Origin of the sequence: Saccharothrix sp. 6-C, from assembly GCF_016695385.1 — a bacterium.
In the GTDB taxonomy this organism is placed as follows: Bacteria; Actinomycetota; Actinomycetes; order Mycobacteriales; family Pseudonocardiaceae; genus Actinosynnema; species Actinosynnema texasense.
Genome location: NZ_CP064192.1, coordinates 4,858,459 through 4,879,464 on the forward strand (window position 1 = coordinate 4,858,459; position 21,006 = coordinate 4,879,464).

The following is a 21,006-nucleotide window of genomic DNA, read 5'->3' on the forward strand; positions in this document are numbered from 1 at the left end:
GAAAAAATCTCGCTACGCTCGAACCAGTGCGAATCCTCTTCTCCAGCCTAGGTTTACACGGACACACCTACCCTTTGCTGCCGCTGGCGATCGCCGCCCGTGAACTGGGCCACGACGTCACGTACTTCACCGGCGCCGCGTTCGCGAACGCCCTGACCTCGCACGGCATCGAGCACGTCGAGGGCGGCATCGACCTGCGCGCGGCGTTCGAGATCGCGAACGAGGGCGCCCCGGTGACCAAGCCGCAGGACGCCGACCCCGACCGGATCGCGGCCGCGTTCGCCTCGGTGCTGCCGCGCGCCTTCGCCGCCGAGCTCGCGCCGGTCCTCGCCGACCTCAAGCCCGACCTGGTGGTGCACGAGCTGGGCAACCCCGGCGCGGGACTGGCCGCGAAGGTGGCGGGCGTGCCCGGCCTGTGCCACTCGTTCGGCCGGGCGTGGGTGGCGGACGAGTTCGCGAGCAGCGCGCGCAGGCGCCTCCTCGACGTCGCCGCGGACCTGGGGGTCGAGGTCCCCGAGAACGACCCCATGGGACTCGGCAACCCGTACATCGACATCTGCCCGCCGTCGGTGCAGGAGCCGGGTTTCCTGGCCGGCCCGACGCAGCGGATCCCGCTGCGCCCGGTGCCGTTCGCCGAGCCCGGCGAGCTGCCGCCGTGGGTGCTCGAACACCGCGAGCCGCTGGTCTACCTGACGTTGGGCACGGCGTTCGGCGAGGCGGGCGTGCTGCGCACCGCGATCGACGGCCTGGCCGGGGTGGGCGCGAAGGTGCTGGTCGCCGCCGGCCCCGCGGTCGACGTGGGCGGGTTCGGCGAGCTGCCGGACAACGTCGTCGTGCTGCCGTGGGTGCCGCAGGCCGACCTGCTGCCGCACGTGGACCTCGTGGTGCACCACGGTGGCAGCGGCACGACGATGGGCACGTTCGGGGTGGGCGTGCCGCAGCTGGTGCTGCCGCAGGGCGCCGACCAGTTCAGCAACGCCGCGGTGGTGGCCGCGGCCGGGCTGGGCGACCAGCTGCTCGGCGCGGACGTGACCGCCGAGGCGATCGCGGCCAAGGCGCGGCACCTGCTCGCCGACGAGGCCGTGCTCGGCGCGGCCCGGGCGATCGCCGACGAGGTGGCCGCCATGCCCTCGCCGCACGACGTGGCGCGCACGCTGCCCGAGTACGCCTGACACCGGGCGCCCGCCTGACCGCGTCACCCCGGGGGGGGGTCGTGGTCAGGCGGGATCGCCGGGGGCCGGCCCGGCCAAGGCTCCTCGAGACGTGAGTCCGGCCACTCACCGCAACTATCGCGCCGCTCGTCGTGACGAGCTTGACCGGTTAATCGACCCGCTGCCACGGTCGGCCACGCCACCGAAGACGACGGCGTTGGGAGACCTTCATGGCACGACACGTGGGGACACTGGCCGTGATCGCCGCGCTCGTGGCGACGGCGGTGCTGCCGTCGACCGCGACCGCGCACGGCAAGCCCTGGGTGGCCGGCTGGGCGGCGAGTCCCGTGGTGGGCAGCGAGATCCCGTGGAGCGACTGCCCGGCGGGCGAGGGGCTGCGCGACCAGACCGTGCGCAACGTGGTGTTCCTCAGCGCCGGCGGCGAGTCGGTGCGGGTGCGGCTGACCAACGCGTTCGGCGCGACGCCGCTGCGGGTGGGCCGTGCGACGGTCGCCGTGCAGCAGGCGGGTGACGCGGCGGTGCCGGGCACGGTGCGCACGATGACGTTCAAGGGCAGGCGGGACGTCACCGTGCCGGCCGGCCGGGAGGTCTTCAGCGACCCCGTCCGGCTGGACGTCCAGGCGCTGTCCACGCTGCTGGTGAGCGCCTACCTGCCGGACGCCACCGGCCCGCTGACCAACCACCCGTTCACCGCGCAGGGCAACTACCTGGCCTCCGGCGACCGGACCACCGCCCTGTCGGGCGGGTTCCAGGACACGCCCTGCTGGATGGTCGTCGACGGCGTCGACGTCGCGCCCGCGCGGCGGGTCGCGGGCACGGTGGTGGCCTTCGGCGACTCGATCACCGACACCGCCAACACCACCGGCAACGCCAACCGCCGCTGGCCGGACTTCCTGGCCAGGCGGCTGGACGCGGTGCCGGGCCGCACGCTGTCCGTGGTGAACGCGGGCCTGGGCGGCAACCGGCTCATCGCCGACCGGGACGAGCCCTTCTGGGGCGTGGCGGGCGTGACGCGGGTGCGGCGCGACGTGCTGTCGCAGACCGGGGTGAAGGCGATGATCCTGCTGGAGGCGGTCAACGACATCGGCTACAGCGCGTCGGCCGAGGACCTGATCGCCGGGCACCGGGACGTGATCGCGCAGGCGCGGGCCGCGGGCGTCAAGGTCTACGGCGGCACGATCCTGCCGTTCAAGGGCTCGTTCATCTGGACGCAGGAGCGCGAGGCGACCTGGCGGACGCTCAACGACTGGATCCGCACCTCCGGCGAGTTCGACGGCGTGGTGGACTTCGCCGCCGCGACCGGCGTGCCCGGCGACCCGGCCACGCTCAACCCGGCCTACGACAGCGGCGACCACCTGCACCCGAACGACGCGGGCACGCGGGCCATGGCGGACGCGGTCGACCTGGCGATGCTGCTGCGGCGCTGACCCGCGGGGCGGACCCGTCGCGGTCCGGGGTGGATCCGCTGTCGGCGAACGCCCCGGACAGCACGGCCCGCCCGAGAGCACGATGGTCGTGACCGGGTGAGCGACGGAGGCGCCGATGGATCCGCTGGACGCCTACTCGCAGGCCGTGATCGCGGTCGCGAAGTCGGTCACGCCGCACGTGGCCGCCGTGCGCCTGCCGCGCGGCGCCGGGTCCGCGGTGGTGTTCACCGACGACGGCTACCTGCTGACCAACGCGCACGTCGTCGGCGGCAGCCGGGAGGGCACGGCGGTGTTCGCCGACGGCGCCGAGTCGCCGTTCACGGTCGTCGGCGCCGACCCCCTCGCGGATCTCGCCGTGCTCAAGGCGTCGGCGGACGCGCCCGGCGCGGCGAAGTTCGGCGACGCCGACCACCTCCAGGTCGGTCAACTCGTCATCGCCGTCGGCAACCCGCTGGGCCTGGCCGGTTCGGTGACCGCCGGGGTGGTCAGCGCGCTGGGCCGGGCGGTGCCGGTGGGCAACGGCCGGGCGGGACGCGTGATCGAGGACGTGATCCAGACCGACGCCGCGCTCAACCCCGGCAACTCCGGCGGCGCCCTGGCCAACTCCGCCGGCGAGGTGGTCGGCATCAACACCGCGTTGGCGGGCATCGGCCTGGGCCTGGCCATCCCGGTGAACAGCACCACCCGGCGCATCCTGTCGACCCTCATGGTCGAGGGCCGGGTGCGACGGGCCTACCTCGGCGTGGTCGGCGCGCCCGCGCCGCTGCCGGACGCCGTCGCCGAGCGCACCGGGCAGCGCGCGGGCGTGCGGCTGGTGCAGGTGGTGCCCGGCGGTCCGGCCGAACGGGCGGGCCTGCGCGACGGCGACCTGGTGCTCAGCGTGGCGCGCACGCCGGTCAGCGACGCCCAGGGCATCCAGCGGCAGCTGTTCGCCGAGGCCATCGGCCTACCGCTGCCGGTGACCGTCCTGCGCAACGGCGCGATGGTCGACGTCATCGCCACGCCCGGCGAGCTCACCGCGTAACGCCATCGCGAACCGCCGGCACACGGGCGCCCGCGCCGACTCCCGTCGCAGCCGCGCCTCGTCCGCCCGGTCCGCGCGCCGGAACGCCTTCGCCGACCGCGGCCCGGGTCGCGCCACCGCGGCGCGCGGCGACTCGTCGGGCGACGCGCGGCGCTCGGCGATCACGTGCGGCTGGTGGTCGCTCTCGGCGAAGCCCATGGCGCGGTACCAGCGCAGCGTCAAGGGGTTGTCCCGGGTCCAGGCGTCCAGCGTGGTCGCGCCGAGCGCGGTGGCGCGGGCCCGTGCCCGCGACAGCAGCGCGCCGCCGATCCCCCGGTGCTGGTGGTCCGGGTGGACGGCGATGGTCTCGATGGTGGCCAGTCCGCCGTCGACCGCCAGGTCGAGGATGCCGACGACCACGTCGCCGTCCACCGCCACCAGCTCCGCGCCGGACACCGCCGGCTTGGCCGCGACCACGTCGTCGTGGAACGCGGTGCCCAGGGACGACACCACCCGGCACCGCAGCCAAGACGGTTCGTCACCGGCGACGTAGTCGCGCACCGCGTACCCCATCGCGACAGCCTGCCCGATCGGCGTCGCGCGGGTGCACTGATTTACCCGATCGCCGAAGTCCTCGTCGCCGACGTGGGCACGGCACGGCCGGCGCCGGGTGCCGGCGAGGGCGTCGGAGTCCGAGCCGGCGTCAGCGGAACGACGCGGTGAAGCAGGCGAGTCGGGCGCCGGCGCTGCCCGCGCGGCCGTGCCCGGTCTCGGTGGTCGGCTGCTCGTGCAGCACGATCGAGGACGGCACGCGGTCGTCGAAGACGAACGGCACGGTGGTCACGGCCACGCCGTTGCCCTGGCCGTCGGTGGTCAGCTCCAGCCAGATCTCGTTGTGCGGGTTGGCGTACGCGGGGTCGACCGACGGCCGCTCGGGTGTCGCCGCCGGGTCGACCTCGTGCTGGTAGTGGGGACCGGCGTCGGTGCCGTCGCGGCCGCACGGGTCGGTGTGGGCGTGGGCGGCGTAGCCGCGGTTCGGCTGGAGCAGGTCGGCGGACAGCCGCACGGTCGTCGAGCCGTCGCCGCGGCTCACCTCCAGCTCCAGCTCCGCGCCCGGCGGCGCGGCCTCGGGATCGTAGGTGAACGCCACGTCCGCGGCCTCCGCCGGGGCGAGCACACCGATCTCCCGGCTGCCGACCTCCTCCGCGGACGGCTTGGCGCCGTCCGAACCCGGATCGCCGCCGCCGCACCCCACCGCGACGCACACCGCGGCCAAGGCGATGACGATGCGCATACCGGTTCCCTCCACGCGTCGGCTGTGATCACCGGTCGACTACCCTCGCCGCTCCGGGTGAAACCGCGCGCGTGGCGGACCACTCGGCCGGGTGGTCGAGCGCTAGTCCGCCGGACGCGGGGAAACCTCGTGGTGCCACGTCGCCGCCACGTCGAGCGGCGGCGCACCACGACCCGAGGGGGTTCGATGAGCACCCGCACCCTGATCGCCGCACTCGCGTGCACGGCGGCGTTCCAGGCGCCGATCGCGCACGCCGCCGACGATCCCGGCGCGTTGATCGCCTGCGGCACCACCGAAGCGGACCGCGTCACCTCGCGCGAGGAGGCGCTGGCCCGGTCGCAGTCCTGGTTGGACGCGCGGGTGCCCTACAGCCAGCAGGCCTGCCACCGCAACGAGCACGGCAGCTACCGCACCGACTGCTCCGGCTACGTCTCGATGGCGTGGGGCCTGACGCACTCCCGCACCACGACCACGCTCCGGGACGTGGCCGCGGAGATCCCGCGCGCCGACCTCCGCCCCGGTGACGCGCTCACCACCTCCTACCACGCCGCGCTGTTCGTGCGCTGGGCCGACGACGCGAAGTCGGAGCCGGTCGTGCGCGAGCAGACCGGCCCCGACGGCGCGGCTCCCGTGGAGCGGAAGTGGACGGCGCAGACCGCGAACGCCTACACCCCGCTCCGCTACTACCGGGTCACCGGGGACTGACGCCTCAGCTCTGGCACCCCACCCCGTTCAGGGTGAACGCGGTCGGCTTGCCGTTGGCGCCCGTCCAGCTGCCGAGGAACCCGAACGACACCGAGCCGCCCGGTGCGATCGTGCTGTTCCACGAGGCGTTGCGCACGCTCACCGCCGAGCCGGTCTGGGTGTGGACGCCTCCCCACAGCTGCGTGACCCGCTGACCGTCGGCGAACGACCACGCCAGCGTCCACGCGGTGATCGGCGCGGTCCCCCGGTTGGTGACCCGGACCTCGCCCTGGAAACCGCCCTGCCACTGGCTGCCGATCGCGTACGCGACCGCGCACGTCGCCGGCGGCACCGTGGTGGTGGTGGTGGTGGTCGTCGTGGTCGTCGTGGTGGTCGTGGTGGTCGTCGTCGTAGTGGTCGTGGTCGTGCTGGTGGGCCCGCCGATCCGGCCCGGGTCCACGACACCCCAGTAGGCGTCCTTCGCCTGCAAGCGCGTGTCGAACAGCAGCGGGTGGTCCTTGCGGGTCACCGGGAAGCTGTCGAGCCACGTGTTGTCGTCCGCCAGGCCCCACAGCGTCACCGAGCTGATGTTCGCCGAGTACTTCTTGTACAGCTCGAAGAAGTCCCGGTACCGGTAGGCCTGCGCGAGCAGCACCTCGGCGGGCGGGGTCGGGTAGGACTGGCTGTCGTCGGTGTAGATGGAGACGTCCATCTCGGTGATCTGCTGGTCGACGCCCAGCGGCACGAACTTGGCCAGCATCGCCTCGGTCTCCGCCACCGACGGCCACTGCACGTTGACGTGCATCTGGTGGCCCACCGCGTCGATCGGCACGCCCTCGGCCCGCAGCCGCACGACCAGATCGTGCAGCTTGTCGCGCTTGGCCGGCACGTTGGTGTTGTAGTCGTTGATCACCAGCTCGGCGTCCGGCGCGACCTCGCGGGCCACCCGGAACGCGGTGCGCAGGTAGTCCAGACCGGTGATCTCGAACCACTTGCTGCGGCGCAGGCCGTCGGCCTGGTTCTCGTCGATGACCTCGTTCACCACGTCCCACACCGGGATGTCGTCGCCGAAGTGGCCGACGACGCCGCGGATGTGCGCCTCCAACCGGGCCAGCAGCAGCGCCTTGTTCTCCGGCGTCGCGGTCATGTCGTTGCCCGCCGCGTCCTTGAACACCCAGGCCGGCGTCTGCTGGTGCCACACCAGCGTGTGCCCGCGCACGGCCGCGCCGTTGGCCTTCGCCCAGGAGACCAGGGCCTCCGCGTCGGTGAAGCGGAACGCGCCCTCGGTGGGCTCGGTCGCGTCCCACTTCAGCGTGTTGCCGGGGGTGATCGAGTCGAAGTGCTTGGCGAGCAGCTGCCCGTGGTTGTTGAGCAGCTCGGCGTTGCCGACGGCGGCGCCCACGGCGAAGTGGTCGGCCAGCACGTCCTTCAGCGACGGGAGGTCGGTCTGGATCGGCGGCAACGGGGTGTGGGAGAGGGAGAAGTCGTCGATGTGCAGGGACGCCGTGGCGCTGCTCAGCTCGACGTACGTCGCCAGGAACTCGACGTCGGCGGCCAACGTGTAGCTGCCGCGCAGGTTGGCCCAGCCGTCGGCGGTGACCGCGGTGTCGCCCACCACCTGGTCGTAGCTCGCGGTGCCGCCGGTGCGCCGTTCCACGGACAGCCGGGCCTGCGTCGGCGCCTCGCCCGCCGCCAGGCGGACCCACACCGACAGGTCGTACCGGATGCCCTTCTGCGCCTTCTCCAGCAGGTTCAGCGTGGGCCCCTGCCAGGACTGCTCACGTCCGGTGACCGCGAGGCTGTGCGTGCCGCCGTGCGCGACGGCGGTGCTCGGCGCGACCGCCTCACCGGCCCGGGACGTCCAGCCTTGCGCCGTGCCGTCGTCGAACGTGCTGGAGACGACGACCACGGGTTCGTCGGCGGCTGCTCGGGGGCTCGCGTGCGCCGCCAACGTGACCAGGCCGGCCAGGACCGTGGTCGCGAGCACACCGGCGAGAACTCTCCTCATCGAGAATCCCTCTTCCGTCGGACGCGTTCTGGGAGCGCTCCCAGAACATCTCGCCCGGACTATAGGCAGGCGCCCCGACCCCCGCCCAGCCGCCGTTCAGCCCAAACCGCCGGCGGTCACGCCGGGACGAACCCGCTCACTCGGCCGCGATGAGCGCCTGGGGCGCGGCCTGCTTGATGCGCGTGCGCAGCCACGTGAGCCGGCGGTCGGTCTCCTGCTCGCCGGACGTGACGACGTCCAGCAGCTCCCCGTCGCGCAGCCCTCGGGCGGCCTGGCCGACGACGGTCCAGGTGATGTCGGTCAGGCTCGCCAGCGTGTAGAGGTCCTGGAGGTCGCGCAGCAGGCCGACCGCACCGCCGCGGGTGGACCCCAGCCCGGCGGCGTGCAGCCGCTCGGGCTCCACCTCGCGGTGCTCGCCGTAGCGCCGCACCACCGGCGCCAGCGCCTCGACCTCGCGCTCGACGCGACCGGCCAGCACCCGGCAGGTGTACCACACGTCAGGTTCGTCGCCGTGCCCCTGGGCGACCTGCCGGAACGCGTCGGCCAGGGTGGTCAGCGAGTGGTGCAGCAGGCCCAGGTAGGTCGCCAGGTGCATGGCTCAGCCCTTCGGGGCGACGTGCGGCAGCACGCCGGGTGTCCGGTCGGGGGTCGGCGGCGGCGCGGGCGGGTCGGCCGACGTCACGTCCTCGCGCACGTCGTCCTCCCCCCTGGTCGCCGGGACGCTCGCGGGGTCGTGCGGCGCGGACGCCGTCGTGGTGGGCGCGGGCGCCGGGCCCGTGCCGCCGGCCAGCTTGGTCACGCGCACCGCGGCCAGCTTGAACAGCGGCTGCTTGGACACCGGGTCCCACTCGGTCATCGTCAGTTCGTTGGCCGCGCGCGCGTGCCGGTCGCCGTCGGTGTCCCAGTAGCCGTAGTGGAACGGCACGAACACCACGCCGTCGCGGCCGCGCCCGACCCGGGCGGGCGCCTCGACCCGGCCGCGCGGCGACTCGACGCGCACCAGGTCGCCCTCGCGCACGCCCAGCGCGTCGGCGTCGCGGGCCGACAGCTCCACCCACGGCTCGGGCGCGGCCCCGCGCAACCGCCGGGACCGGCCGGTCTTGGTGCGCGTGTGGAAGTGGTAGGCCGTGCGGCCGGTCGTGCACACGAACGGGTAGTCCTCGTTCGGCTGCTCGGGCGGTGGCGCGTACTCGGCGGCCTTGAGGAACGCCCGGCCGTCCGGACGTCGCGCCCGGTACCGCTCCGGCGCCGTGGCGCCCCCGGTGAGCAGGTCGTGGCCGTAGTCCTCGCACACGTCGGGGTGGGTCGGGAACACGCCGTCCGCGTAGAGCCGGTCGCACCCGTCGGGGTGGTCCTCGTCGCACGGCCACGGGATGCCACTGCCTCCGCGCAGCTTGTCGTAGGACAGGCCGGTGTAGTCGCACAGCCTGCCCCGGCTGCACTCCTTCCACGCCTCGAACGCGCCCTCCGGGTCGTGCCAGCCGATCAGCGGCGCGCCGTCGCGGTCGCGCAGGTCCATGCGGCGGGCGTAGTCCAGGAAGATGTCCAGGTCCGACCGCGCCTCGCCAGGGGGCTCGACCGCCCGCTCCGACAGGTGCACGGTCCGGTCGACGTTGGTGAACGTGCCCTGCTTCTCACCCCACAGCGCGGCGGGCAGCACCACGTCGGCGTACTCGGCGGTCTCGGTGCGGAAACCGTCCTGCACCACCACGAACAGGTCTTCACGGGCCAGGATCTCCCGGACGCGCGGCAGTTCCGGCAGCGACACGGCCGGGTTGGTCGCCGAGATCCACAGGAACCGGATGGAGCCCTGCTCGGCGTAGCGCCAGAGCTGCATGGCGTGCGTCGGCGGCGCCCAGTGCGGGATCGTCGCCGGGTCGACGTTCCACAGCCGCGCCAGCTGCTCGACGTGCTCGGGGTTGTCCCAGTTGCGGAAGCCCGGCAGGTCGCCGTCCGCGCCGCACTCGCGCGTGTTCTGCGCGGTGGGCTGCCCGTTCATCTGCAGGACGCCGCTGCCCGGCGAGCCGATCAGCCCGCGCAGCAGGTGCAGGTTGTTGACCTGGCAGGACGCCGCGGTGGCCTGGTGCGACTGGTAGAAGCCCTGCAGCACGGTGGACAGCACCCGGTCGGACGTGCCGAAGATCCGCGCCGCGCGCCGCAGGTCGTCCGGGTCGATCCCGCAGGTCTCGGCCACGTGCTCGGGCGTGCACGGCTCGACCGTCGCGGCCAGCTCGTCGTAGCCGAGGGTGTGGGCGTCGACGTAGTCGCGGTCCACCCAGCCGTTCGCGATCACCTCGCGGACCAGGCCGTTCATCAACGCCTGGTTGGTGCCCGGCAACGGGGCCAGGTGCACGCCGCCGGACGCCACCGCCGCGTCGGCCACCTTCGTGCGCCGGGGGTCGACCACGACCACCGCGGGCCGGTCGGGGCCGTGCAGCCGGTCCAGCACCCGCGACCACAGCACCGTCTGCGTCTCGGCCATGTTGTGCCCGAACAGGAACAGCGCGTCGCACGAGTCGACGTCGTGGTAGCTGCCGGGCTGCCCGTCGGAGCCGAAGCTCTCCTTCATCGCCGCCGCGGCCGTGGCCGTGCACAGCCGGGTGTTGCCGTCCATGTGCGGCGTGCCGAGGCCCGCCTTGCCGATCACGGCGAGCGTGTAGTACTCCTCCAGGAACAGCTGCCCGCTGGTGTAGAACCCGTGCGACAGCGGCCCGACCTCGGTCAGCAGCTCCCGCGACCGGCGCACGACCAGGTCCATCGCGGTGTCCCAGTCGGACTCGACCAGCACACCGCCCCGCCGCACCAGCGGGCGCGTCAACCGCTCGTCCCCGTTCCACTGCCACGAGCCGTACAGGCCCTTCGGCCCCAACCGCCCGTGGTTGACCACGTCGCCCGCGCGGCCGCGGACCCCGACCATCCGCCCGTCCTTGACCGCGATGTCGCACGCGCACCCGTTGCTGCACAGCACGCACGCCGACTGCACCCACCGGTCGACGTCCGCCTCGGCCACGCCCTCGTCCAGGTGCAGGTCCACCCGCACCGGCCACGGCGCGTCCTTCGCGTGCGGCGTGCGTGCGCCCCAGATGTCCGCGATCCGATCGGCCATGCGGTTGCCTCCGTCCACGCCGCACTCGACCAGCGCGTCGACCGTCGCCGCCCGTGCTCACCGGGTCGTGTACCCGCTCAGGTCCCCGGCAACCGGCGCGACGGGGTCAGGCGGTGATCGTGGCCGCCACGACGCAGGTGTCGTCCAGCGGCGTGGCGGGCACCAGGCGCGACGTCAGCGTCTCGGGCATCCGCGCCGGGTCCAGCTCCGCCACGAACCCCCGGATCTCCTCCATCAGGCGTTCCAGGTCGTCACCGCGGGCGCCGGCGGACGGCCGCTGCTCGATCAGGCCGTCGGTGAACATCAGCACCGTGTCGCCGGGCGCGAGCAGCGTCCGCGCCGTCGCGTACACCGCGCCCCGCACCGCGCCCAGGATCGGACCCGCGGGCCGGTCGAGCCGCTGCACTTCGCGCGACCGCAGCAGCAGCGGCGCGGGGTGGCCCGCTTGCGCCCACGACAGCCGGCGCGTGGTCGGCTCGAACCGGCCGACGACGGCCGACGCCAGCGTCACGCCGCCACCGCCGGTCAGCATCCGGTTCAGCACGTCGAGGACGCCCGCCGGGTCCGGGTTGGTCAGCGCGGCCCCCGTCAACGCGTACCGCAGCTTCGCCATCGCCGCCGCCGTCGCCAGGCCGTGCCCCGCCACGTCGCCGATGGCCAGCAGCGTGCTGCCGTCGTCGATCGGGAACGCGTGGTACCAGTCGCCGCCGACCTCCGCCCACTGCTCGGCCGCGAGGTAGCGCACCGCCACCCGCATCCCCGGCAGCTCCAGCGGCCGGCTCGGCAGCGGCAGCACGGCGGAGCGCAGGTGGTTGGCCACCTGGTGCTCCTGCGCGAACTGCTCGCTGAGGTCGAACACCCGCTTCTCCGCGCGCCGCATCGCGGTCACGTCCTGCAGCACCACGTCCAACCGGACCGGCCTGCCCTGCACGTCCAGGACCGGCTCGCCGATGAACCGGCCGGACCGGACCTGGTCGCCGGCGCGCAGGCGCAGCTCCGAGTCGGCGCCCTCGCCGTGCTCCAACATCCGCCGCACGGCGTTCTGCAGGATCGGCAGGTCCTCCCCGACCACGGACGCCCGGATCTCGTCCAGCGACATCGGGCCGAGCGCCGGGTCGCGGTCGAAGATGACGTAGAGCTGGTCGGACCAGTCGATCTCGTTGGTCACCAGGTTCCACTCGCCCCAGCCGATGTTGCCGAGCCGCTGGACGTTGCGCAGCCGCTCCAGCTGCAACGGGTCCTCGTGCTCGTGCCACGCCAGGATCAGGCCGTCGCCGAACTTGCCGATGGTCAGCGTGTACCGGCCCTGCTGCGGCAGGCCGGGCGTGTTCTCCTCGTAGTCGAAGAGGCTGACCACCTCCCTGACCCCGGTGCGCAGCACCCGGAAGTACGCCGCCCACAGCTCCGTGCCCGCGACGGTCGGGTAGCTGGTCAGGATGGTGCGCCCGACCAGCTGCCGGTAGCGGCGGCCGGTGAAGTCGACCGCGTCCGGGCTGGCGGCCTCGAAGCGGAAGTCGACCACCTCGCCGTCGTCCCCGTGCACCGCGCCGAGCAGGGCCACCGAGCCGGGCAGCACGTCGAGCAGGTGCTGGACCCAGAGCGTCCAGTTGCGGCCCCGCGCGACGCCGTCCGCGCCCACCAGCGCCAGCAGCGTGGAGCCGGCCGCGCGGACCATCACCTCCAGCTCCCACCGCTCCTCGGACGGGAAGTCGTGCGCGCCGGCCCACAGCAGCCCGACCACGCCGGCGATGCGGGTCCGGTCCTGGAACGGCAGCCACGCCCGCGACCTCCACACCGTCTCCGGGTCGCCGATCACGGTGTGCAGCCGGCGGGCCTCCTCCAGGTCGGGCAGCCACTGCGGCAGGCCGCTGCGCACCGACGCGAGGACGCCCGTGCTGAGCCGCAACGGCACCCGCTCCCACTCCAGCCGCACCGTGGCGGGCACGTTCGCGGCGGCCTCCAACCGCAGCCCGCCGTCGGGTTCGAGCAGGTAGACCAGCACGCTGTCGCAGCCGACGTGCTCGCGGACCAGCTCGGCCAGCTCCTCCGAGTCGGTCGCCGTGCCGATCGCCGCGAGCGCGAGCGGCTGCGGCGTGCGCTCACCCGGCGGGGCCGGCGGCGGCTTCGAGAGGCCCACCTGCCGCACCCGGCGCTCCGGGTCGTACAGGCTTTCGGTGGACACGGGCGGCAGGCCGGGCGCGGGCGGTGGCGGCGGCACGCCGAGCACACCGGCCGCGATGACGGCCAGTTCGCTGCCCGTCGCCTGGGCCAGCCGCACCATGTCCTCGAACGCCTCGTCCGGCCGGCACGACAGCCGCTCGGCCAGCACCCCCTTCGCCTGCTCGACGACGGCCTGCGTGCGCGCAGCGGACCTCAGCCGGTCGATCTCGTCACGCTGCCGGGCGACGAGGTCGGCCAGCGCAGAACCGGTCGGATCCCGCTGCACCGCCATCGCGTCCAGCATCACCCGCCCACCCGCGCACGGCCAGCCGAGCCCCCGGTCGATCCGGGCCCACCGCCTGCGCACCCTCCGTCGACCGCGGCCCGGCCACCCGAAGGGATGAGGCGGAGGACACTCCGGATCGCGGAACACCCGGCGCCTCCCGGCGCGTTGTACGGGACGGTCGGTGCGGTCCGTGTCCCCCGGGCCTCACCTCCAAGCCTTCGCGGAACACCGTTCGGCTGGAACCGCGTCGGGCAACCCGCCGAGAGGCGACCGCCGCGCCGACCCCGGACCAGCCTCCGGCCGCGCTCTCCCCCCGCGCGGTCGGAGGCTGCCCCACCTCCCCCGTGCCACGCCCTGTGCCGCACGTCACGCCGCCGCGCTGTCACGAGGACCGGGGTCGCCGGTGCCTTGTGCCCGTCAGCGCAGGGCAACAGAACGGAACCCCATCGTGAGCAAGATCTGGTTCGTCACCGGTTCGTCGCGCGGCCTGGGCCGCCACTTCGTCGAGGCCGCCCTGTCCCGCGGCGACCGGGTGGCCGCGACCGCCCGGAACTCCGCGAGCCTGCACGACCTCGTCACCGCCCACGGCGACGCGGTGCTCCCGCTGGAGGTGGACGTGACCGACAAGACCGCCGTCTTCGAGGGCGTGAACCGGGCCGTCGAGCACTTCGGCCGCCTCGACGTCGTCGTGAACAACGCGGGCTACGCCCAGGTCGGCGCGATCGAGGAGCTGACCGGGCAGGAGCTGCGCGACCAGCTGGAGACCAACCTGTTCGGCGCGGTGTGGGTCGTCCAGGCCGCGGTGCCCCACCTGCGCGCGCAGGGCTCGGGGCACATCGTCCAGCTGTCCTCGGCGGCCGGTCTCGTCGCGATGCCGCTCGGCGGGGCGTACCACATGTCCAAGTGGGCGGTCGAGGGCTTCGCCGAGGCCCTCGCCCAGGAAGTCGCCGGGTTCGGCGTCAAGGTGACCGTGGTCGAACCCGGCGGCTTCGCCACCAGGGGCGGCAAGAACCCCGACCCCCTCGCCAACGGGCACCTGGCCCGGACCAACCCGGTCTACGACGACCTGCGCCGGCGGCTCGCGGGCCTCGTGGCGGAGCAGCCCGCCGGTGATCCCGCCGCCGCCGCCCGGGCGTTGCTCGAGATCGTCGACGCCGACCGGCCGCCCCTGCGGGTCCTCTTCGGCCAGGGCTTCTACCCGATGATCCGGCAGGCCTACGCCGCCCGGCTCCGGATGTGGGACGAGTGGCAGGACCTCTCGGCGCGGGCGCACGGCGCCCTCGACCGGACCACCGACGCGCGGTAGCGGAGTTCGCCGGCACCGACGTGCACGTGGCCGGAACCGTCGATCGCGTGCGGCGGCTCCGGCCGTGCGCCCGGACGTTCGACGGCGGTCAGGCGGTCGACGCCGGACCCGCGGTCACCGACCCGCTCTCCCCCGCTCGTCGGGCGAGCTTCGCCTCCACGATGGCCACCAGGTCGGTGACCGTGTTCCGCTGGCTCACCTCGTGCTCGCTGATCCTGATCCCCAGTTCCTGACCGAGGGCCTCGATCAGCTCGACCGCGGTCAGCGAGTCGATGTCCAGGTCGGCGAGCGTCGCCTCGGGTGTCACGTCCTCGGGGCGGACCCTGAACTCGTCGGTCAGGATGGAACCCACGACCGCCTGGGCGGAACTCATACCGTCTCTCCCTCTGTCCTCAACAAGTGGTCACCGGTCTTCGCCACGCTGTGGAGCACCTCGCGCACCCGGTCGACGTAGCCGGCGACGCTCACGTCGGCCGTCTCGGTGGCCGGGTAGCGCGCGGTCAGCCAGAACCCCTCGTCGGTGCGGTGGGTCCAGATGTTCACCTTGCTGCCGCTGGTCCTGATCCGGACCAGGGGCCTGGCGTCCCACTCGGGCCACCGCGAGACCCCCGGCACCACCCGCATGTCGGCGAAGGAGACGAACGGGAACACCTCGGGCATCCGCCGCTCGAGTTCCCGTTCGATGCCGAGGATCTCCGCGATCCTCGGCATCGGCACGCGGCTCAGGCGCAGCGCGGTCTTCGCGGACCGCTGCGCGACCGGCACCACGTCGAGGAAGCTGCCCGCCGCGCGCACGTCGATCTCGATCGGACCCACGCCGATGTACCACCCCATCGACGACAGCCACTCACGCCGGGTGCGGGTGCTCGACGGCATCACCGTCCGGTAGACCGGCTCGCCCGTCACCTGGTGGGCGACGATCGCCAGGGCGGCGAGCAGCCCGGCGAGGAAGCCGCCGCCCGCGTCGTGGCACGCCTCCTCGACCGCGTCGGCCTCGGAGGCGTCCAGCAGCAGCACGTCCTGCTTGGCGTGCGGCAGCTCTTCCCCGTCCGCGACACCGAGGTCGAGCGGGAACCGCAGCACCCGGTCGCCACCGGCCTCGATGAACCGGGCCCAGTGCCCGACGGCCGGGTGGTCGGCGTCGACCTCCCGGGCGGCGGCGCGCTCCACCCCGCCGAAGTCCACGTAGCTGCCGACGTCGTGGTGCTCGACCGGGCGCCCGGCGACCGCGGCGGCGTACAGCTCCTGCCACTCGGCGACGGCGGTCATGACGGACGACCCGTCGGTGTGCGCGTGGTCCAGCGCCACGATCACCGTCGTGGAGTCCGCGCGCTCCACGGTCTCCACCACGTGGCTGGGCAGGCTGAACGCGCCCGTCGCGGCGTCGACGCGCTGCTCCAGGCAGGCCCGGAGGTCGTCGCCGCTCGCGAAGTCGCCCACGACCACGTCCCGCACGGACACCGCGTCGGGCTCGACCGTGAAGCGCTCCGTCCCGGCGCCCGTCGCCCGGAACGCCGTGCGCAGCGTCTCGTGCCGCTCGACCCAGGTCCGCAACGCCTCGCGGAACGCCTCGACGTCCAGCGGCCCGGCGAGGTCGAACCGGAACCCCATCCACAGTGGAACCCAGGCGTCGCGCGCGGTGAGCGACGTGACGAACCTCAGGTGCCACTCCTGGTTGTACGACGGGGGCGCACCGCGCTCGGCCGAACTCGCCGCTTCCCGGAAGGGCGCCTCGTCCAGTGACCACTCCCTGAGCCGGCCAGGACGCACGCGGTACTCGGAGAGCGTCGTCATCAGCATGCCCTTGATCAGCTCCCCTTGGTGGCTGGTGAAGGGCACAGCTTTCACCGTGGGTCCACGTGCGTCGATCCCTCGGGAGCGTGAAGAGCGTCCACTTCCGAGTGATCACAACCGGTTACGTCAGTCGGTGAGCCGGGCGGGCCGGAGGTGCGGCGGCACGTCAGCTGTACGCCTCGGCCTGCAGCGCGAACAGCTCCGCGTAGAGGCCGCCGCGGGCGGTGAGCGCGGCGTGGTCGCCGGTCTCCACCACCCGGCCGCCGCCGACCACGATGATCAGGTCGGCCATGCGCACCGTGGAGAACCGGTGGGACACGAACACGGTGATGCCCCCGGTTCGGCCGGCGACCCGCTTCGCGTGGTCGGCGTAGCGCTGGAACAGGACGTGCTCGGCTTCCGGGTCCAGCGCGGACGTCGGCTCGTCGAGCACGAGGAGCAGCGGGGCCTCCCGCATCATGGCCCGGCCCAGCGCCAGCTTCTGCCACTGGCCGCCGGACAGCTCCGCGCCGTCGGCGTAGCTCTTGCCCAGCGGGGTGCTCAGGCCGTCGGGCAGGTCGTCCGGCACGCCGGCGGCGCCGGCCCGCTCCAGGGCGGCGCGGACGGCCGGCTCCGACGACAGCCGCGGCAGGTCGCCGAGGCCGACCACGTGCCGGGCGGTGAACTCGTACCGGACGAAGTCCTGGAACCCGGCCGCGATCCGCGCGCGCCACTCGTCGACCGCCGTGCCGCGCAGGTCGGCGCCGTCCACCAGGATGCGACCGGCGGAGGGCCGGTAGAACCCGCAGAGCAACTTGACCAGGGTCGACTTGCCCGCGCCGTTCTCGCCGACGATCGCGACGGTGGCGCCGGCGGGCAGGTGCAGGTCGACGTCGCGCAGCACGGGCACGTCGGTGCCGGGATAGGTGAAGGCCACCCCGGCGAGGTCGATCCCGTCGCGCAGCCGGGCGGGCGGCGCGTGGAGGGGCGCGGTGGTCGCGGGGCCGGTCACCGACGCGGTGACCTCGGTGAGCCGCCGGTACGCGCCCGCCATCCGCTGCAGGTCCTGCAGGAGGGCGACGGCCGTGGCGACCTGCTGGTTGACCTGGGCGGCGAGCACGATCACCAGCACAACGTCGCCGACACCACGCCGGCCGGCTATCGCGTCGCGCACCACGAGCAGCACGCCGCCGATGTACGCGAGCGCGAAGACGACCTGTCCCGCCGCGCGCACCCACGTCGCGGTCAGGTGCGCGCGCCACAGCCCCCGCGTCGCCCGCGACCACAGCCGGTCGTGCCGGGCCCGCAGCTCGTCCCGCACCCCGGAGACCCGCAGCTCGCCGGCCAGGCGGGCGGACGTGGCCAGGTGGAACAGGTTGAGCGCGGCCCTGGTCGGCTCGGCGGTCGCCGTCCGGGCCCGGTCGAGCACCCGTTCGGCCACCCGGCCGGCGAGCAGGGGCGGCACCGCCGCGACGGGCAGCAGCAACAACAACGGGTTCTGCACGGCCAGCAGGACCGCGGTGAGCACCACCGCGAGCACCAGGCCGACACCGTTGAGCAGCGCTTCGAGGCCGGTCCGGAACTGCCTGCCCTCCTGCCGCAGCACGGTCCACGTGTCGGCGTCCTCGGCCCGTTCGTGGTGCTCGATGCCGGCCGAGCCGTTCGACACCTCGATCACGCGCTCGTCGAAGTCCAGCTCGGCCAGCTCCGAGAGCTCGTAGTAGGCCAGGTGGGCGAAGTGCGCGAGGGCCAGCACCAGCACCGCCGACACGGCCACCGCCACGCCGGCGAGCACCGCGCGCCCCGGCGTGCCCGCGACGACCTCGCGGGTCATCCACCCGAGCGCGGCCGCCAGCAGCGGGGCGGCGACGGCGCCGGCCGTCATCAGGACCACCGCCAGCGCCGTCTTGCGCGGGTTCAACCGCCACGCCGTGGCGATCATGGTCCACGCGCCGGTCAGGAGCACCTTCACCCGGGCGCTCCCTCGACCGCGTCGACGGTGTCGAGCAGGTCCGCGGTGTCGGGCACGTCGGTCGGGTCCGCGAACCGGTCGGCCTGCAACCGGAACAGCTCCGCGTAGCGCCCGCCGAGGGCCAGCAGGTCCGCGTGGCCGCCCTGCTCGGCGACCCGGCCGCGTTCGAGCACGACGATGTGGTCGGCGTGCCGCACGGTCGAGAACCGGTGCGAGATGAGCAGGGTGGTCGCGCCGGCGGCCAGGCGGGCGAACTCCTCGAAGAAACCGGTCTCCGCGCGCACGTCCAGGCTCGCCGTCGGCTCGTCCAGCACCACCACCCGCGCGCCGTGGCGCAACGCGAACAACGCCCGCGCCAGCGCGACGCGCTGCCACTGGCCGCCGGACAGCTCCGCACCGTCGGCGAGGTGCCGTGCCAGCGGCGTGTCCAACCCGCGGGGCAGGCGCGCCACGGCGTCCGCGAGGCCGACCGACTCGACCACCTCGCGGACCGCCTCCCGGTCGTGCAGGAAGCGGACGGCGCCGAGCGCGACGTTGTCCGCGACGGACGACTCGTACCGCACGAAGTCCTGGAAGATCACGCTGAGCCGGGTGCGCCACTCGTCGACCGGGAACGCGCGGAGGTCGACGCCGTCGAGCGTGATCGCGCCTTCGGTGGGCTCGTGGAGCCTGGCGAGCAGCTTGACCAGGGTGGTCTTGCCGGCGCCGTTCACGCCGACGACGGCCGTGCAGCGGCCGACCGGGATCGTCAGGTCGAGACCGTCGAAGATCACGCGCCGCTGACCGGGGTACCGGAAGCCGACGCCCTCGAACCGGATCGCGCCGACCGGCTCGGGCACCGCCGGCCGCCGCACGGGCGCGGCGTCTTCCCCGTGCACGTCGACGTGGGCGTCGACGTGCGCGGCGAACCGTCGCACGGCGTCGTAGGCCCGCATGCCGATCGCGGTCGGCAGGTCCGCCTCCGGGTAGTGCTCGGCCAGCCGCAGCAGGCCGAGGCTCGCCGTCGCGACGAGGACGAAGCCGGTGAGCGTCATCTCGTGCGCCGTCGCGCCGACCACCCCGAAGACCACGCCGGTGACCGCGAGGGCCGCGACCGAGAACCGGACGAACGGCCACAGGTAGATGGCGCGACGTTCGGCCCAGAGGGGTTCGAGGTAGCGCAGGTGGGTGTCGCGCAGGCGTTGCCGCAACCAGCCGGCCAGGCCGAACACCCGGATCTCCTTGCCCGCGGCGGCCCCGCCGGCCAGGTCGCGCAGGTAGTCGACCTCCCGCTGGTCGGCGGCGAGCAGGGACCGGGTCTTGGCGTAGCGGCGCAGCCCGCCGCGCTGGCCGTGGCGGAACAGCAGCACGGTGACGACCAGCGCCGCCGAGGCCGGCCAGGAGAACACCACCCCGACCGCGACCGCGCAGCCGGTCAGCTCGGTGTACCGCGCGATCAGCGCGAGCAGCCCGGTGGCCGCCCGGCCGGGGCTCTGCACGCCGAACTCCACCTCGCGCGCGGCGGTGCGCAGCGCGTCGAGCGCCTGCTGGTCCTCCAGCGGTCCGAGGCCGGGGCTGCGCAGCGACGCGGCCATCAGCTCGTCGAACACCCGGCCGTCGATCCGGCGCGTCGTCAACTCGCCCATCGCGCGCTCCACCGGGGAGAGCAGCTGCCTGGCCACGAACGCGCCCGCCGCGACGCCGAACGCCGCGACCAGCGAGTCCCACGCGCCGGAGTCGAGCCCCGCCGCCACCGCCGCCGGCACCCGTCCGAGCACCACCGCCGTCGCCACGGTGAACACGACCGGGAGGCACCCGAGCAGCAGGTTCACCCCGACCGACGCGGCGACGAGCCAGGCGCCCGCGCGGGGGAGCAGCCGGACGATGTCCCGCCGTGCGGCGAACTGCTCCCGCGCGACGGCCAACCCCTCACCCATGTCGCCGGTCTACCGTGCGGTCAGGTAGTCGGCGCAGCGGGGCAGGCCGCGTTCCTCGATGACCTGGTTGAAGTTCGAGAAGCGGATCGCGGGTTGTTCGACCAGGAGCTGGAGGATCGGCGTCCCGTACTTGTCCGCGATGTAGCGGTAGTTCTCCAGGGCGAACCTGGTGTTGTCGTCGTGGTTCTTCTCGTGCGGGTAGTGGATGGAGCTCGCCTCGCGGCTCACCGCGAACCGGGCCCCGGCGCGGTGCAGCCGGTAGGCGAGGTCGAGGTCCTCGCCGCCCCACTGCCGGAGCCGCTCGTCGTACATGCCGACCTCGCGCACCTGCTCGGTCAGCGCCGACGCGTGGCAGGTCCAGTACATCAGCCACGGCGCGGGCAGGTGGCCGAAGTCGTCGGAGTACCGCTCGTAGAACGGTTCGCGCACGTCCGGCCACGCCCGCGTGCGCGCCAGGTGCCCGATGGAGGCGTCGACGTCCTCGACGTCGACCACCTCGCGGATCCGCTGGGCGTCCTCGTTGTCGAGGTTGAAGCAGTACACGTACCCGTTCAGCGCCAACGGTTCCGCGGACGCCTCGTGGCCGGCGACGTGCGCGCTCAGGCTCCCGGAGTGCAGCAGCACCCCGGAGTCGACGAACACGCAGATCTCGCCGGTGGCGTGCCGGATGCCGGTGTTGCGGGCCTCGGCGACCCGGTAGCCCTCGTCGGGCTGGTAGAAGTACCGCAGGTCGAGCCGGTCCTCGAACTCCCGCACCAAGGCCGCCGTGTCGTCGGTCGAGCCGTCGTCGACGACCATCACCTCGAACCGGTCGCGGGGCAGGTCCTGCGCGGCGAGCGAGTCGAGCGTGAGTTCCAGCAGCCGTCTCCGGTTGTAGGTCGGGACGATCACCGTGCAAC

The 21,006-nt window shown here is 73.8% G+C and carries 16 protein-coding genes; 5 read left to right on the forward strand and 11 right to left on the reverse strand.

Annotated elements, in window-relative coordinates; all coding sequences use genetic code 11:
- Positions 1-26: 26 nt before the first annotated feature.
- The 3 genes from IOD16_RS20290 to IOD16_RS20300 all read left to right on the forward strand — a co-directional run bounded on the left by IOD16_RS20290 (position 27) and on the right by IOD16_RS20300 (position 3,623).
- Positions 27-1,172, forward strand: a complete 1,146-nt coding sequence (locus IOD16_RS20290; protein WP_123747479.1) for a glycosyltransferase — start codon at positions 27-29, stop codon at positions 1,170-1,172.
- A 209-nt stretch (positions 1,173-1,381) separates the two neighbouring features.
- On the forward strand, positions 1,382-2,599 hold the full coding sequence (locus IOD16_RS20295; RefSeq protein WP_201435685.1) for an SGNH/GDSL hydrolase family protein: 1,218 nt from the start codon (positions 1,382-1,384) through the stop codon (positions 2,597-2,599).
- Between the two features lie 115 nt (positions 2,600-2,714).
- Entirely contained in the window at positions 2,715-3,623 is a 909-nt protein-coding gene (locus IOD16_RS20300) for a S1C family serine protease (RefSeq protein WP_201435686.1), read from the forward strand.
- Here IOD16_RS20300 and IOD16_RS20305 read toward each other — a convergent pair.
- Together IOD16_RS20305 and IOD16_RS20310 are read right to left on the reverse strand one after the other, a co-directional pair.
- Entirely contained in the window at positions 3,546-4,175 is a 630-nt protein-coding gene (locus tag IOD16_RS20305; RefSeq protein ID WP_201435687.1) for a GNAT family N-acetyltransferase, read from the reverse strand. The genes IOD16_RS20300 and IOD16_RS20305 overlap by 78 nt on opposite strands.
- A gap of 130 nt (positions 4,176-4,305) precedes the next feature.
- Positions 4,306-4,896, reverse strand: a complete 591-nt coding sequence (locus IOD16_RS20310; protein ID WP_201435688.1) for a superoxide dismutase — start codon at positions 4,894-4,896, stop codon at positions 4,306-4,308.
- 186 nt (positions 4,897-5,082) lie between these two features.
- Between IOD16_RS20310 and IOD16_RS20315 the strand changes: the two genes are divergently transcribed.
- The gene (locus IOD16_RS20315; protein ID WP_201435689.1) at positions 5,083-5,601 is read left to right on the forward strand and encodes a hypothetical protein; all 519 of its coding nucleotides are present in this window, start codon (positions 5,083-5,085) and stop codon (positions 5,599-5,601) included.
- A gap of 4 nt (positions 5,602-5,605) precedes the next feature.
- On the opposite strand, the gene IOD16_RS20320 is transcribed toward IOD16_RS20315, so the two are convergent.
- The 4 genes from IOD16_RS20320 to IOD16_RS20335 all read right to left on the reverse strand — a co-directional run bounded on the left by IOD16_RS20320 (position 5,606) and on the right by IOD16_RS20335 (position 13,221).
- Positions 5,606-7,588: an endo-1,4-beta-xylanase gene (locus IOD16_RS20320; RefSeq protein ID WP_201435690.1), complete on the reverse strand. Its 1,983-nt coding sequence runs from the start codon at positions 7,586-7,588 to the stop codon at positions 5,606-5,608.
- A gap of 136 nt (positions 7,589-7,724) precedes the next feature.
- Entirely contained in the window at positions 7,725-8,183 is a 459-nt protein-coding gene (locus tag IOD16_RS20325) for a hypothetical protein (protein ID WP_201435691.1), read from the reverse strand.
- A 3-nt stretch (positions 8,184-8,186) separates the two neighbouring features.
- Positions 8,187-10,694, reverse strand: coding sequence for a molybdopterin oxidoreductase family protein (locus IOD16_RS20330; RefSeq protein WP_201435692.1), 2,508 nt, complete (start codon positions 10,692-10,694; stop codon positions 8,187-8,189).
- 106 nt (positions 10,695-10,800) lie between these two features.
- Entirely contained in the window at positions 10,801-13,221 is a 2,421-nt protein-coding gene (locus IOD16_RS20335; RefSeq protein ID WP_201435693.1) for a SpoIIE family protein phosphatase, read from the reverse strand.
- A 367-nt stretch (positions 13,222-13,588) separates the two neighbouring features.
- Here IOD16_RS20335 and IOD16_RS20340 point away from each other — a divergent pair, with 367 nt between their 5' ends.
- Positions 13,589-14,446 carry an SDR family NAD(P)-dependent oxidoreductase gene (locus IOD16_RS20340; protein ID WP_201435694.1) on the forward strand — a complete coding sequence of 286 codons (858 nt, stop codon included), beginning with the start codon at positions 13,589-13,591 and terminating at the stop codon, positions 14,444-14,446.
- Positions 14,447-14,534: 88 nt separating this feature from the next.
- Here IOD16_RS20340 and IOD16_RS20345 read toward each other — a convergent pair whose 3' ends face one another.
- The 5 genes from IOD16_RS20345 to IOD16_RS20365 form a co-directional block, all read right to left on the reverse strand.
- Positions 14,535-14,819: an acyl carrier protein gene (locus tag IOD16_RS20345; RefSeq protein WP_123747469.1), complete on the reverse strand. Its 285-nt coding sequence runs from the start codon at positions 14,817-14,819 to the stop codon at positions 14,535-14,537.
- The gene (locus IOD16_RS20350; RefSeq protein WP_201435695.1) at positions 14,816-16,294 is read right to left on the reverse strand and encodes a condensation domain-containing protein; all 1,479 of its coding nucleotides are present in this window, start codon (positions 16,292-16,294) and stop codon (positions 14,816-14,818) included. Before IOD16_RS20350 ends, IOD16_RS20345 begins: the two co-directional genes overlap by 4 nt.
- A 112-nt stretch (positions 16,295-16,406) precedes the next feature.
- On the reverse strand, positions 16,407-18,191 hold the full coding sequence (locus IOD16_RS20355) for an ABC transporter ATP-binding protein (protein WP_201435696.1): 1,785 nt from the start codon (positions 18,189-18,191) through the stop codon (positions 16,407-16,409).
- Positions 18,188-20,107, reverse strand: a complete 1,920-nt coding sequence (locus IOD16_RS20360) for an ABC transporter ATP-binding protein (protein ID WP_201435697.1) — start codon at positions 20,105-20,107, stop codon at positions 18,188-18,190. The genes IOD16_RS20355 and IOD16_RS20360 overlap by 4 nt, the downstream gene beginning before the upstream one ends.
- Positions 20,108-20,116: 9 nt before the next feature.
- A complete protein-coding gene (locus IOD16_RS20365; RefSeq protein ID WP_236594239.1) occupies positions 20,117-20,998 on the reverse strand; it encodes a glycosyltransferase in 882 nt (293 codons plus the stop codon).
- Positions 20,999-21,006: the final 8 nt, after the last annotated feature.